Below are 13,372 nucleotides of genomic sequence, written 5' to 3'. Positions count from 1 at the left end.
GACACTCCGGGCGGCCGTAGACCGCCGTGGGACGCACACAGGCTATGACAATCGATCCTGACGACTACGACCTCCGAGAGCTCAGACGTATCGCCGACGACCGGCGGGACGCACGTCGGTCCGACGGCACTGACCGGGCGGAAAACGGGCGTCACAACCGAGATGGGCCACCACAGCACCGCCGAGGCGAGTCGAACGGCGCCCGACGGGGGCCACGTCGGAACGGCCGGTCCGGGGAGCAGCCCGGTGACAGTCGTCAGGATCAGGCGTCGTCGGACGAGTCACCCTCCGGGAAGGTTACCGTCCGGCCGCGGGGTGGGAACGGCCGGTCGGAGCACACCGACCGCGGTCGAGACGGTGAGGAAGTGGTTCGCGCCGACCGGATCGCCCGCGAGTTCGGGTTCGGTGACGACGGCGACGGTCGGCACCGGAACGGCCACGCCGGCGGCCGGAACGAGCGGCGGCCCCGCCACGACTCGGGCGGTCGTCACCGCACCGGCTACGCCGACGAGGATGTCGGTCGTTTTCAGTTCGACACGGAGGTTCGGGAGCGCCCCCGGAGCGGCCCCGCAAAAGCCCTGCGCGAGAACCAACTCGAACACCTTCTCGTCCACGAAACCGCGGACTCGGAGGGACTGTCGAAGCCGTACCTCACGGCGCTTCCGGACGCGTACGCCGCCGAACGCCTGCTGTTCGACTGGCTTGAGTTCCTCGTACTGAAGGGTGGGTTCAAGCGGACACTGGACGCGCTCCGGTACTACCACACCGTCGAGTGGCTGGCCGCGGAGGTCGAAGCGGAACTCCGCGATTACCTCGTGGGGTTCTCCGGGGAGGTCTCCGAGACCGAGACCTTCGACGTCGACGACCACCACCTCAGCCTGGTCTACATCGCGCGGTTGGCCTCGATGACGTGACCTCCCGGCCTCAGTCGCTTCGGGACACCAACAGGACTTTTTAATCGGTTCTCGTTCCCTCGGAGTATGGGAGCTGATGGCGCGTCCGCCGACGCGGACGGATCGGAGACGGAAGCGACAGCCGACACCGCCGGCACCCGGTCCGAGCCGGGGCGCACCCCGGTCGGCGTCAAACTCGGCAGTACACGAACCGTACTCCAGTACGTCTGCGAGGGGTCAGTCGAAACCGTGCGGACGCTGACCTGTCTCGCGAAATACGAGGACGCCCTCACCGGCGAGAAACGGGTGCTGTTCGGCGAGCAGGCCGCTCAGAAGTATCCCGACCGGGTCCGGTACATGCTCCGGTCTGGGCTCCCGGAGGACGACGAGAGCGTCGACCTCGCGGCGACGTTCTTCGAGGAGGTCGTCACTGCGGAGGGGCTGGACGCCGACAGCACGGATGGGCCGGACGCCGACAGCGCGGTGGTCTACGCCATCCCGACCATCGACAACGAACCCGGACTCCGCAACCTCGAACGCGTGATCGAGAACAGCCCCGTCGGCGACGCCCCGGTCCGGAGCTTCCCGGAGTCGCTGTGTGGGTCGATCCCGGCGATCGGCGACGACCTCGAAGCCATCGAGCAGGTGTTCGCGGCCGTGAACATGGGGTCGACCAACCTGGAGGCCTCCGCGTACCGCCACGGCGAACAGCTCTCGCCGTTCGTGTCGGGCGCAGTCACCGGCAACGAAGTCGACCGCAACATCGCAAACGCCGTCGAGGAGGAGACCCAGGGTCGGGTCAACATCGACCTCACCACCGCGCGAGAGTACAAAGAAGACCACGCCGATTTCGAGGAGTTCGAGCCGTTCACCGACGTGATCCAACAGCCCGGCGGTGGCGCCCACGAGTTCACCATCGAGCGGTCGGTCATGGAGCCGTTGGACGACTACATCGACGACGCGGTCGACGAGGTCGCCAACAACTTCCTCGCACAGCTCGCGAACGACCACATGAAGCCCTACCAGCTCGCGCTCTCGAAACCCATCGTCCTCACCGGCGGAATGGCGTGTATCCCCGGGATCGTGGACGTTTTCGAGGAGCGGCTCTCCGCGGCGCTCGACCGCGACGTGGAGTGTATCGCCGCTGACCGTCCGGACCTCGCACCCGCGGAGGGCGCCCGTCGGATCGCCGAGCGGCTCTCGGAGTGAGCCGCCGACCGATACCCCGGCCCGAACGCCCCGGTTCCACCGAGCGGGAACCACCCGAACGCTCAACGCAGCCGGCCACAGACCAGTGAGTATGTACGACCGGATCCTCGTCCCGACCGACGGAAGCGAGTGCGCGGAGCGTGCGACCGACCACGCGACCGGCCTCGCAGCCGGGTCGGACGCGACGCTCCACGCCCTGTCTGTAGTCGATGCGACCGAGATGGCTCGGACCCTCCCGGCGGTGAACGCAGCCCACGTCGAACGGGAGCTCCGATCCCGTGCGGAGTCGGTGGTGGCGACGGTCACGGCGCGTGCGGCCGATGCCGGAATCGAGACCGTCGCCGCGGTCGAGGCCGGCATCCCCAGCCGGGACATCGTGGCGTACGCGGTTGCGCACGACTGCGATCTGACCGTGATGGGGACGCACGGCCGAGCCGGACCGGAGCGGTATCTGTTGGGGAGCGCGGCCGAACGGACCGCCCGGCGGTCGGACGTGCCGGTTGTGACACTCCAGGTGGATGCGGCCGGGCAGGCATGACGGCCACACGAGAGCGACCGCCACACCGGGGCGACGTATATACGCTCGTAGAACGTTAAGGCCGCTATGGAGCTCCGCCGCCTCCTGCGCGGGCGCGTTGAGTGGCCCCGCTTGGAGGCTGTGGCCCGCGAGATCCGCGACCGGTACGGCCGCGAAGAGGTGTCAGTCCGTTTTCTCGACGCCGACAACTGGCTCTCAACACCGATGGTGGTTGACGACCGGTGGTTCGTGAAGGTGATCTCGAAGCGAAACTCCGTGGTCCACGGGCTGTTCACCACCGGGCGGAACCTCGGCGCTTTTTCCTCGGGGACTGAGGGCTTCTTCGAGCGCTTCGAGGACCCCGTGGAGATGGCAGAACACGAACTCGAAGCCACAACCCGGATGCGGGACATCGGCCTCAACGCCCCCGAACCCGTGGAGGCGTTCGAGGTTGACGGCCTCGGCGTTGTCGTGCTCGAATACCTTCCGGAGTTACGGACCCTCAACGACCTCGACACCGCCTCGGAGGCCGACCTCGCGCCCGCGGTGTTCGCGGCGCTACGGACGATGCACCACCACGACCTGCTCCACGGCGACCTCCGCGCGGAGAACGTGCTCATCCTGGACGAGGAGATCTATTTCATCGACGCCACCAGCGTCTCCGACTCCCGGGCGACAGACGCGAAATCCTACGACATCGCGTGTGCGCTCGGCGCCCTGGAACCGTTGATCGGCGGCAAGCGCACAGTCGACGCGGCGCTTTCGGCGTTCTCCCCGGCGGAACTACTCACGGCCGCCCGGTTTCTGGACTTCGTCAACATCCGGCCCGACCACGGATTCGACGCCGCGGTGCTCCACGGCGAGATTGAGAAACGGGCGTCGTCGCCGTAGTCGGCGCTCGTCGTCGTGAGCGGACGGCGCGTGAAGGCGGAGGCGGGAGTGGTGCGAACAGCCGCCCCCTCTCCGGGAGAAGGGAGCGCTGGACGCGGTGAGCCGCAGTGGACCCCGACACTGCGGCGGTGTGCGGCGGGTGTGTTGAGTGCCGACTTCGACGAGAAAAGCGTCGGTCGCCGGCACTTATTGGTCGGAAGCGCAGACGAATAAACCCACCGGGATCGAGTCCCGCCCCAACCGCGTCCGACAGGTCACGTCGCGGGCCCGACGGCCTGCTCCAGCGCGCGTTCGAGGTTGGCCATCTCGTCGTCGAGGTTGCGCTCGAAGAACCCCTCGACACCGGGCACCCGGCCGTCGACAACGAACTCGTTAACGAGTCGCGACCCCGTGTCGGTCGATTCGATGGTGTGCTCGCCGGTCACCCGGAAGGTTGAGGACTTCCCGACGAACTTGACGTGTGTTGGCGGGTCGCTCGCGACGTCTTCGGTTTCGACACCGACAGTCGAGTTCACCAGCGGGATCGGCAACTGAACGCGCCAGGTTGCCGACCCGTCCCCGTGTATCTCGTAGCTGTCGACGACGCTGATCGCGTCTGCCCGTTTGGACGGATCGGAGATGAAGTTCCACACGGCTTCGGGCGGGCCGTCGAACTCGAGGACCCGCCGAACACGTACCGTCATACTGGCGTGTTGGCAGCGGGGGTCAAAAAGGCTCGCGGCTCCCCACCCCGCCACCTGGGCGGGCGGCTCAGCTTCGCGTGACGCGCCAGGTTGTTGACCGCGCGCGCCCCCACTTTTCGATGTCAACGTCGTCGGACTTCTCTGCGAGTTGTGGGAGGCGGGCCCCGACCTGCTTCGCGGAGAGACCGATGGCGTCGGCGATGTTCTTCGCGCGGAAATACCGATCACCGGCGGAGACGCTCTCGCGGAGGTAGCTGACGATCCGCTCGTCCTCCTCGGTGAAATCGCTCATCGTGCGCGCTATACGGGCGGTTCGGACTTAAATTTCCCGTCTGGACTACCCAAAGAGGTGAGTCGCAGACACGGCGAGCGACGCGGCGATGGTAGCCACCGCGAACCCGACTGCAGCGACGAGCTGATCGCCGGTCAGCCCCGCGATGAACATCCCCACGACGCCCAGGAGTGCGACAACCGAAAAGAGGACTGTCAGCCCGAACCCCTTGTCGGAGCCCACGGATGCGGCTTCCATAGATTGAGGTTGGCGGGTCGTGACTTAGTTCATGCGAACCCGGGCGGTCGGCCCCGGCGACCGCGGGACGGAACGCGGGATCGTTACCCGATCTGGACGTGCTCGGACTCCTCGTTGAGCGCGAGATTCGCCGCGATTTCGGCGTTCCGCATGGCGTACTGGGCGGTCTGCTGGAGACTCACCAGCACCTCGCGAATCTGGAGCACCTCGTCGTTGGTCATCTCCGGGAGGTCGTCAAGAACGTCCTGCTCGCGGTCCCGGAGCTGGCGGAACAGCGTGCGGCACTCGACGGTCTTGTCGTAGTCGCGTTCGACCACCGACTGGACCGCGGTTCGGGTGAGCTCGTCCACCTGGTCGGTGAACTCCCGGATCCGACGCATCGTCTTCGAGTCGACGTCGGGTATGTCGCCATCCGCGTCGGCGACGATGGTCGCGACGTCCTCGGCGTTGTCCGCGGTCAGTTCGAGGTTTTTCGCAACCGACCGGTAGCCGATGAGAGGGAAGCCCGATTCGAGTCCGACCGCGCGGGCGAGGTTTGGATTCTGGTAGGCGGTGAAGATCAGGCGCAACAGGAGCACAAAGATCTTGTTGGCCTGCCGCTCGCGGTTCAGTGCGCGCTCCGCGAGGTCGGTGTTGCCGTGAGCCAGCGCCTTGATGGCCTCCCCGCGCATTGTACTCCCGGTGCTTTCGAGGCGTTCGAGCAGGTTGTCGAGGGTGAAATCCTCGGGGTCGACCGAACACCGGATCGCGATCCGGTCGGGGGTCTCCTCGATGACGCCCAGCCCCATCAACTGGGTCTCGGCCTGGTAGACCGCGTTGATGTGCTCGGAATCGAGCGCGCCATCCTCCTTTTCGATGTGGATGACCCGCCGTCCCAGCACGTACTGGGCGACGATCGCCCGCTCTAAGGAGTCGGCGTCGAGGTTGTCCGCGCGGATCGCCGCCGAGGAGTCCTCCTGGCTCGCGGACTCCGGTAGCACGGTCAGCGTTCCCTTCCCACCCATGCGGAGCGAAACCTCGTCACCCTTCTCGACGTTGTGCTCTTTGGCCCACTCCGCGGGGAGCGTCATGGCGAGCGTTGAGGGACCCAACCGCTGTACCTTGCGCGTTTCCATACCGAGACCTATGGTTTGATGCGTCTTAGTTCTCACTATATGCCCTTATATACGGCCGCGAATATTCCGAATATTAAATTGATATGATGTCGTGCGAGGGAGCGGTATCCGGCGACACCCGGGGGCGACCGGCGAGGGTCGACCGAGGTGGTTCGCGATGGGCCGCCGGAGAGAGCCCCGGCGCGCCGTCGCTCTCCGAGGGGTTCGCCGGAGCCTCTCGGAGCGGCTATCGGCCGGTTGAGGCCGCTCACCGGTTGCGATCGGCGCGGCTTCGGGGCGCTCCGTTCGGCCATCACGGGTCCCGCATCGGCCGCGGCCGGTGCCTCCGCCGCTCATCCGCGGCCGCCACACACTCGTCACCGATCGGCGGCGATGAAGTAGATGCCGGCCAGCACCACGGCGCCACCGACCGCCGTTGTCGGGCCGACCACCTCGTCCAACAGGACGTAGGCCAGTATCGCGCTCCCGACCGGCTCCGCCAGGAGCGTCACGCTGACGACCCCGGACTCCAGGTGTCCCAGCGACCAGTTGAGGACCGTGTGTCCGAGGACGCCCGGTCCGACGGCCATTCCGGCGAAGAGCAGCCACTCGCGTGGCGGGTACGCGGTCAGCGGCAGATCGTTTATCACGGCGACCGCGAGCAGAACGATTGCACAGACAGTGTAGACAACTGTGACGTACGGCACGACTGACAGTCGCTGGCGGAACGAGCGCCCCGCGACGATGTACGCGGCCAGCGCAACCGCTGACGCCAGCGCGAGCGCGTTGCCGTACAGCGGCCACGCGCCCAGCACCGGTCCTCCCAGCAGGTCGCCGAGCGAGAGGAGCACCGTGCCCGCGGTCGCCACCACAACCCCGGCGAGCATCCGGCGGCTGAACCGCTCGTCGAGCAGAAGCGTCGCCCCCAAGGCGACGAACAGCGGTTGCGACTGAACCAGCGTCACCGACGCGGCGACGCTCGTCCAGTCAAGGCTCTCGAACCACAGGGCGAAGTGGATCGCCAGGAGCACCCCCGGGACCGACAGCCAGAGGTACGATCCTGCGGAGAACGACCGGAGCGAGTCGGCGTGACGCCGGACCGCGAGCGGGGCGAGCAACAGTGTGGTGAAAGCCACCCGATAGAACGCCTGGATGACCGCCGGAGCACGACTCCAGTTGATCAGGATGGCGCTGGTCGAGATGGCGAGGATGCTGACACCGAGGCCGATCTCGGGGTTGACTGCGGGCGAGTTCGTCGTCTGCGACGTCATACTACCCCAGCAGCACCCCGCGTCTCCCGGCGGCGGTGACGAGGCGGTAGCCCCCGTCTGAGCCTCGCCGGCGAGCCTTCCACACACCTCGGTCGCCGGTAGACAGCCATATCGAAGGCGTACGGAACCGCGTTACATAACAACCACGGCCTACGCCGTCGTGCGTCGGACCGCGCCACGGGATACGATACCGCCGGTACCTCGGGCGTCCGCTTGTTGGGAGTGTAGTCGGGGACGGCAGGACCCATACGGTGGACGCTGCGAAGGTCGGCCCCGTTGCGGTTCGCATGCCCCGCTACCGGCGGCCGTCTTGACTAATATTAGTCAAACGGCTTATTTATTCGGAAGATGTACGATCCATATGGGGCAGCACTCGTCTATGTGTCCGGATATTGACGATATCGATCTGAAAATTCTACAACAGATAGAGGCCGACTTTGACGTGAGCCTCGAAACCGTCGCGAACAAACTCGACCTCTCGAAGTCGGCGGTCCACTATCGAATACAGAAACTCAAAGACGAGGAGATAATAAACAGTGTAACCGCCGACGTCGACCCGTTCGCGCTCGGACTCGAAGTAGTCTCTCTCACCGACGTGTCGGTGACGCACCGGGAGGGCTACTCGGAGAACATCGGCGAGGAGATTATGACGATCGACGGGGTTGAACAGGTGTACTACACGATGGGTGACGTCGACTTCGTGGCGGTGAGTCGAGTACAGACGCGCAGTCAACTCAACGACCTCATCGAAGAGGTCGTCGCCATCGACGGCGTCAACGAGACATCCTCGAAGTTCGTGTTGGAGGAGTTCCACGGCGCGCGAAACATCAGCGCGAATCTCACGCAGTCCGGGCGCGATGCGATTCTCGACCCGTAGCGCCGCGCCGACACAGGCTACCGGGGGCTGTTCCGCGCCGTGAGTCTCGCGAGCGTGTCGGGGTCCCGTCGCGTTCGTCGCGGGGTCAACTCCCGCGTCTCGGGTCGACCGGTCGACGGTCTCACGCCGGGATGGGGAGAGTGGACCGTGGTATTTGAGTTCCGATTCGGAAAGAACCCCCGCTACTGGGAAATAATCCTTACTGCAGTGGATCTGGTTCAACAGAGAGTCGAAAATTAGGAATTGGTAGGAAATTGTACGAAACATTCTTACGGTTCGCTTCCAATATGTGCGTGTGGCAGAGCAGACAGCCGAAAAAAACGATATCGAACGACTCGACCGGGAGTACACGCTCGGAACGTGGTCGCGTCAGCGGGACTTCGATCCGACACAGATCGTCGATACGGACGGGCCGCGGATCATCACCGCGGACGGTGATTCGATTCTGGACTTCAGCAGCCAGTACGTCTGTACGAGCCTCGGGTACGACGCCGAACGGGTCTGTGACGCAGTCAACGAGCAGATCAGAACAGTACCGTACGTGAACCCCGGGTGGGCAACCGAGCCGCGAGCGCGACTGTCCGAGAAACTCGCCGAAATCACGCCCGGATCACTGAAACGGACGTTCTACTCGACAAGCGGAACCGAGGCCAACGAGGTCGCGTTCAAGATCGCCCGCGCGTACACAGGGAACCACAAGATCCTCTCGCGGTACCGCTCGTACCACGGCGCGACCGCGGCCTCGCTGTCAGCCTCCGGCGACCCTCGGCGGGTCGCCGAGGGTCCCGACGTTCAGCCCGAGGTGCCCGGGATGGTGAAGGGTCCGGACCCGTACGCGTACGGATCGAGCCTCGATCCCGACAAGAGTTTGGAGTACATCGACGAGATGTTGGCTCTCGAAGGAGGAACTGTCGCGGGAGTGTTGGTCGAACCGCTAGTGGGATCCAACGGCGTGTTGACCCCGCCGGACGACTACCTGCCCAGACTGAAGGAGATCGCCCACGATCACGGCGCCCTGCTGATCTGTGACGAGGTGATGACCGGGTTCGGCCGAACCGGCGAGTGGTTCGCGTCGACGCTGTTCGAGACCGAACCGGACATCATCACAATGGCGAAGGGGTTGACAGGGTCGTATCAGCCGCTTGCGGCGACGACTGTCACCGAGGAGATCGGCAAGTACTTCGAGAGCAACCTCCTCAACCAGGGGCACACGTTCTCCGGGCATCCCACCGCGTGCGCCGCGGGTCTCGCAGCCATCGAAACCTACGAGCAGGACGAACTCATCGAGAACGCGCGGGAGATGGGGCAGTATCTGAAGTCCGAACTCGAGTCGCTCGCCGAGCGCCATCCCAGCGTCGGCGAGCGCCGGGGGATCGGTCTCCACCAGGGGCTCGAACTCACCCGTAGCACCGAGGAGCGCGTGCCCTTCGAGGAGCGCAGCGACAAAGTGTCCAGCAACACGACGGTCCTCGACGACGTGGGGGCACACGCGCTCGACAACGATGTGTACTTCTACACCTCGGTCAATACGATTGTGGTCACGCCGCCGTTGACGATCGGGGAAGACCATGTCGACGAAGCTGTCGCCGCCCTCGACGAGGCACTCGATGTCTCCGACGACGCGATGGATTCCTGATTACGGAGAATCGAGGAGAAAGCCCCGTGCTTTAGCGCTGCCTTTTACCCATAAGTGAGCCTGTCATAGAAACCATCTCATAGCTTGAGTTTCTCGCGGCCAGGGTCGTCTCCCCGCTCGAAGTTGGTGATTGCAACGACGAGACGGAGACACAGCGCAAGGAACACTTGTGTTCGTGCGTGAACGCGGCCTCGGGCGCGGACGTGCCCGAGGCCGCAGTCCTTGACCGCATCGTTGGTTCGTTCAACTCCTGTCCGGTGATTGTACGTCTCGTATAGGATGGATTGCCAGCGTGTCATAGAAAGCTTGCCACGGGAACTATCCAAGTATCGTCAGAAGTCGCGTGCAAGATACAGAGGGTGAATTCATCAGCGCAGGAGGTGCAGAGAACGAACTGCTAAAGATGATATCTGCCAAAACACACAAAATACGCATAGGACAATTCCGTCCAGATGCGGGAACACGGCAGACGCCGACGCTAACCATCCGCGATGACGCCACGAGCGGTGATCGCTCACTCCTCGCGGACGCTCGGGTGCTGATTCGGCTCGTCCGGATGAGGGTCGGCGAAGTACTCGCGCATGACCTCCAACGATTCACGCTCTCTCCGCTCCCGTTCCTCCTTGTCGATCTCCTCACAGCCTGGCGGGAGATCCCGTCCCCGGCCGGTGAAATACTGGTCGGGCGCGACCCAGTCGTGGTAGAACTCGACATCCGAGTCCTCGATCACAGCGACTCCCACTGACGCCCCGTGGCCGGCGACGATGATTGTCTGATAAGGTTGAAGGGTGAGCCGACCCGCGGCATACAGCCCGGGAACCCCGGTCCGTCCGCGATTGTCGGTCTCGACGAACGTATTGCCCCGGTCGATAATCTCGACACCGTCGATCCCCTCCACGAAGTCAACCGTATTCTTTGTCGCGGCGATGACATACGTCGCGGTGAGCGTTCCGCCCGCCTCGGTTTCGGCGACGAACCTCCCATCAACCGGCTCAAGGTCCACGATGCGTGCCTCGCGGCGCTCACAGCCGGCGCGCTCGGCCTGATCAGCCATCATATCCAACAAGAGTCGGTTGTTGACGCCGGCAGGGAACCCGGGATAGTTTTCCAAGTGGGCGTTACGTCGGAGGATCGGGTCCCCATCGTTGACGATGAGCGTGTTCAGGTCCGCGCGAGCAGTGAAAATCCCCGCGGACAGTCCTGAGGGACCACCCCCAACGATCAACACGTCATGGTCAGTCGCGGTTGCCATATACCCGTATCGAGACGCCACGATTATAGCGAATGGGGCTCTGTGTCGTCCGCCTCGCCACGTTCGCGTCGGACACCACCGGGTGTTCGTTCTATCGAGGCTGCAAGATTCGCGCACTATATCTTGCATACCAGTACGAATACCATTCCAATCTGGTGGGTGTCTCACTACTCAATCTACACGTCTGTCTTCGGTTGAGAATGATTCTATGACACGCTCCTCGGCAGGCTGTTTCCTGATACTATCGGCTAGGGTCACGTGACGTATGTCGACACCCTAAGGATGTGGACACACGTCACATAGTAGCCAACAGTATGAATCGCGGCGTCTGTTGCCGCAACGTCGGATCCGTTGGGTGGTCCGGTCGTTGCGATAGCGTTCAATAGAAGTAGAGCTGAGCGAATAAATTCCCGGCTGCGAGTAGTTTCGTAGTACGTTGTTCGGAAACTGGAGAACGCTTATGATGGTCCGGATAGGAACTCAAAGCACTATGTCACAGAAGGCAGAGCTCGAGTACGGGGAAGTACGGAACTACGTCGCCGGCGAGTGGACGGCACCGGGTAACGAGGGGATTCCCGTCGACAACCCAGCGACAGGCGAAACGATCGCACATATCGGGTTCAGCACCCCTGAGAACGTCGATGCGGCCGTCGAGGCCGGGCAGGACGCCTTCGAGGAGTGGCGGCAACGCCCCGTTGAGGAGCGGATCCAGCCGCTGTTCGAGCTGAAGCAGCTGTTGGAGGAGCACCAGGATGAACTTGCGGAACTACTTGTCGACGAGGAAGGAAAGACGTTTGCGGAGGCGAAGGGCGAACTTCGGCGCGGGATCGAGAACGTCGAGGTAGCGACGGGGATCCCGTCGCTGATGCAGGCCGGCCACGTCGAAAACGCCGCGCCGGGAATCGACGAGACAGCGGTCCGCCAGCCGCTTGGGGTGTTCGCGGCGATCACGCCGTTCAATTTCCCCGGGATGATCCCGATGTGGTTTCTCCCCTATGCGGTCGCCACCGGGAACTCGTTTATTCTGAAGCCCAGCGAGCAGGACCCGCTCGTGCCGCAGCGGATGGTCGAACTGGCCGAGGAGGCGGGGTTCCCCGAGGGTGTCGTCCAACTCGTCAACGGCGGCGTCGACACTGTCAACGCGATCCTCAACCACGAGGGCATCGAGGGGGTCTCGTTCGTCGGGTCGACACCCGTTGCAGAGACCATCTACGAGCGGGCGGCCGCGTCCGGAAAGCGGGTCCAGGCCCAGGGTGGCGCGAAGAACCACATTATCGTGACCGAGTCGGCGGATCTGGAGTTCGCCGCGGACAAAGCGATCGGATCGGCGCTCGCGTGTTCGGGCCAGCGGTGTCTCGCCAACGATGTTGTCGCCGTCGAGGAGTCCGTCTACGAGGAGTTCGTCGACCTGGCCGTCGAGCGGGCCGACCGGCAGGTCGTCGGCTACGGCAACGACGGGGGGACGACCGTCGGGCCGCTGATCTCCGCCGAGCACGAACAGCAGGTTCGGAACGACATCGAGACCGCGATCAGCGAGGGGGCAGAGCTCGTCTACGACGGCCGCGAACTCGAAGTTGACGAGTACGACGGCAACTTCCTGGGACCGTGCGTGTTCCGCGACTTGACCGCCGATATGGTCATCGCTCGGAAGGAAATCTTCGGCCCGGTCGTGGGGATTATGCCCGTCAGCGACCTCGACGAGGCGCTGGCGGTGATGAACGCGAGCGACTACGGCAACGCTGCGAGCCTCTTCACAAGCAGTGGCGCGGAGGCCAAGCGGTTCCGACACGACGCCGAAGCGGGCAACCTCGCGGTCAACGCGGGGACTGCCGCGCCGATGGCCTTCTTCCACTTCGGCGGCGAGAAGGACTCGTTCTTCGGTGACCTCCACGCCCAGGCCGAGGACGTGGTCCGATTCTACACCGACGAGTCGGTCTACATCGAGCGCTGGCCGAACGCCTGAGACGGCTCGTCGTTCCGAACTGCCGGCCGTCGTCGGCTCGAGGTCAACGACGCACGGTAACTGACGACAACGATCCGTATGTGATCCGCGGAGAAGCCGTATAATAGGTCTGAAGACGATGCTCAAGCCCACTACCGCGGTTCGCCGGATCGGTACTGTGACTCGTGAGGACCGGCTCTCCCGGTGGTGGCTGGTCGCCATCGCGGCGGTCGGGACCGGGATGGGGAACATACCAGTTCGTCTAATCGTCGATCCGCACGCCGCTCGGGGCGCGAATCGGCGCGTCGGAGACGGCACTGGGGACGGTATTCACGCTATTCGTGATCCTCCAAGTGTTGTCGCAGTTCCCCGCGGGGTGGGTGCGGGACCGGGTGGGGCCGCGAGTCCCGCCAGCGGGGGGACGCTCCTGCTCGTGGCCGGACACGCGGGCACCGAACGTGGCGGCTGTGTCCCTGCAGTACGCGCTCGTGGGGATTGGGGCCGGGACGGTCTACAGATAAACAAGGCGAGTGCCTCGGGGCTTGACCCCGAGGGTGAAGCCGACACGAACGTTTAAC

General features: G+C 64.3%; 13 protein-coding genes and 1 pseudogene. 7 read left to right on the top strand and 7 right to left on the bottom strand.

Annotated elements, in window-relative coordinates:
• The first annotated feature begins 44 nt into the window (after positions 1-44).
• The 4 genes from IEX72_RS10405 (at position 45) to IEX72_RS10390 (ending at position 3,510) form a co-directional block, all read left to right on the top strand.
• Positions 45-914: a FlaD/FlaE family flagellar protein gene (locus IEX72_RS10405; protein ID WP_188787323.1), complete on the top strand. Its 870-nt coding sequence runs from the start codon at positions 45-47 to the stop codon at positions 912-914.
• Between the two features lie 66 nt (positions 915-980).
• The gene (locus tag IEX72_RS10400; RefSeq protein ID WP_188787322.1) at positions 981-2,102 is read left to right on the top strand and encodes a cell division protein FtsA; all 1,122 of its coding nucleotides are present in this window, start codon (positions 981-983) and stop codon (positions 2,100-2,102) included.
• Between the two features lie 91 nt (positions 2,103-2,193).
• Complete coding sequence (locus IEX72_RS10395) at positions 2,194-2,640, top strand: universal stress protein (protein ID WP_188787321.1); 447 nt, start codon at positions 2,194-2,196, stop codon at positions 2,638-2,640.
• A 66-nt stretch (positions 2,641-2,706) separates the two neighbouring features.
• Complete coding sequence (locus IEX72_RS10390) at positions 2,707-3,510, top strand: RIO1 family regulatory kinase/ATPase domain-containing protein (protein ID WP_188787320.1); 804 nt, start codon at positions 2,707-2,709, stop codon at positions 3,508-3,510.
• A gap of 254 nt (positions 3,511-3,764) precedes the next feature.
• On the opposite strand, the gene IEX72_RS10385 is transcribed toward IEX72_RS10390, so the two are convergent.
• From IEX72_RS10385 to IEX72_RS10365, 5 genes are all read right to left on the bottom strand, one after another.
• Positions 3,765-4,193, bottom strand: a complete 429-nt coding sequence (locus tag IEX72_RS10385; protein WP_188787319.1) for a CoxG family protein — start codon at positions 4,191-4,193, stop codon at positions 3,765-3,767.
• A 67-nt stretch (positions 4,194-4,260) separates the two neighbouring features.
• Positions 4,261-4,485 carry a DUF7123 family protein gene (locus IEX72_RS10380; RefSeq protein ID WP_188787318.1) on the bottom strand — a complete coding sequence of 75 codons (225 nt, stop codon included), beginning with the start codon at positions 4,483-4,485 and terminating at the stop codon, positions 4,261-4,263.
• A gap of 45 nt (positions 4,486-4,530) precedes the next feature.
• On the bottom strand, positions 4,531-4,722 hold the full coding sequence (locus IEX72_RS10375; RefSeq protein WP_188787317.1) for a DUF7525 family protein: 192 nt from the start codon (positions 4,720-4,722) through the stop codon (positions 4,531-4,533).
• Positions 4,723-4,805: 83 nt separating this feature from the next.
• On the bottom strand, positions 4,806-5,837 hold the full coding sequence (locus tag IEX72_RS10370) for a phosphate signaling complex PhoU family protein (RefSeq protein WP_188787316.1): 1,032 nt from the start codon (positions 5,835-5,837) through the stop codon (positions 4,806-4,808).
• 356 nt (positions 5,838-6,193) lie between these two features.
• Positions 6,194-7,087, bottom strand: a complete 894-nt coding sequence (locus IEX72_RS10365) for a DMT family transporter (protein ID WP_188787315.1) — start codon at positions 7,085-7,087, stop codon at positions 6,194-6,196.
• 361 nt (positions 7,088-7,448) lie between these two features.
• Between IEX72_RS10365 and IEX72_RS10360 the strand changes: the two genes are divergently transcribed.
• Both IEX72_RS10360 and IEX72_RS10355 read left to right on the top strand, forming a co-directional pair.
• Positions 7,449-7,964 (top strand): Lrp/AsnC family transcriptional regulator, encoded by a 516-nt coding sequence (locus IEX72_RS10360; protein ID WP_188787314.1) that lies wholly within the window; start codon positions 7,449-7,451, stop codon positions 7,962-7,964.
• 295 nt (positions 7,965-8,259) lie between these two features.
• A complete protein-coding gene (locus tag IEX72_RS10355; RefSeq protein WP_188787313.1) occupies positions 8,260-9,600 on the top strand; it encodes an aminotransferase family protein in 1,341 nt (446 codons plus the stop codon).
• A gap of 77 nt (positions 9,601-9,677) precedes the next feature.
• Here the strand turns inward: IEX72_RS10355 and IEX72_RS10350 are convergent.
• Positions 9,678-9,887, bottom strand: a pseudogene (locus IEX72_RS10350) (transposase); the annotation flags it as partial.
• A gap of 227 nt (positions 9,888-10,114) precedes the next feature.
• Complete coding sequence (locus IEX72_RS10345; RefSeq protein ID WP_188787312.1) at positions 10,115-10,852, bottom strand: NAD(P)/FAD-dependent oxidoreductase; 738 nt, start codon at positions 10,850-10,852, stop codon at positions 10,115-10,117.
• Positions 10,853-11,342: 490 nt separating this feature from the next.
• Between IEX72_RS10345 and IEX72_RS10340 the strand changes: the two genes are divergently transcribed.
• The gene (locus tag IEX72_RS10340; RefSeq protein WP_188787311.1) at positions 11,343-12,815 is read left to right on the top strand and encodes a CoA-acylating methylmalonate-semialdehyde dehydrogenase; all 1,473 of its coding nucleotides are present in this window, start codon (positions 11,343-11,345) and stop codon (positions 12,813-12,815) included.
• Positions 12,816-13,372 lie beyond the last annotated feature (557 nt).

The sequence above is a fragment of the Halobellus salinus genome (assembly GCF_014646875.1).
Taxonomy (GTDB): domain Archaea; phylum Halobacteriota; class Halobacteria; order Halobacteriales; family Haloferacaceae; genus Haloquadratum; species Haloquadratum salinum.
The sequence above is the reverse complement of the archived record's forward strand: the minus strand, read 5'-3'. Positions and strand labels throughout refer to the sequence as shown.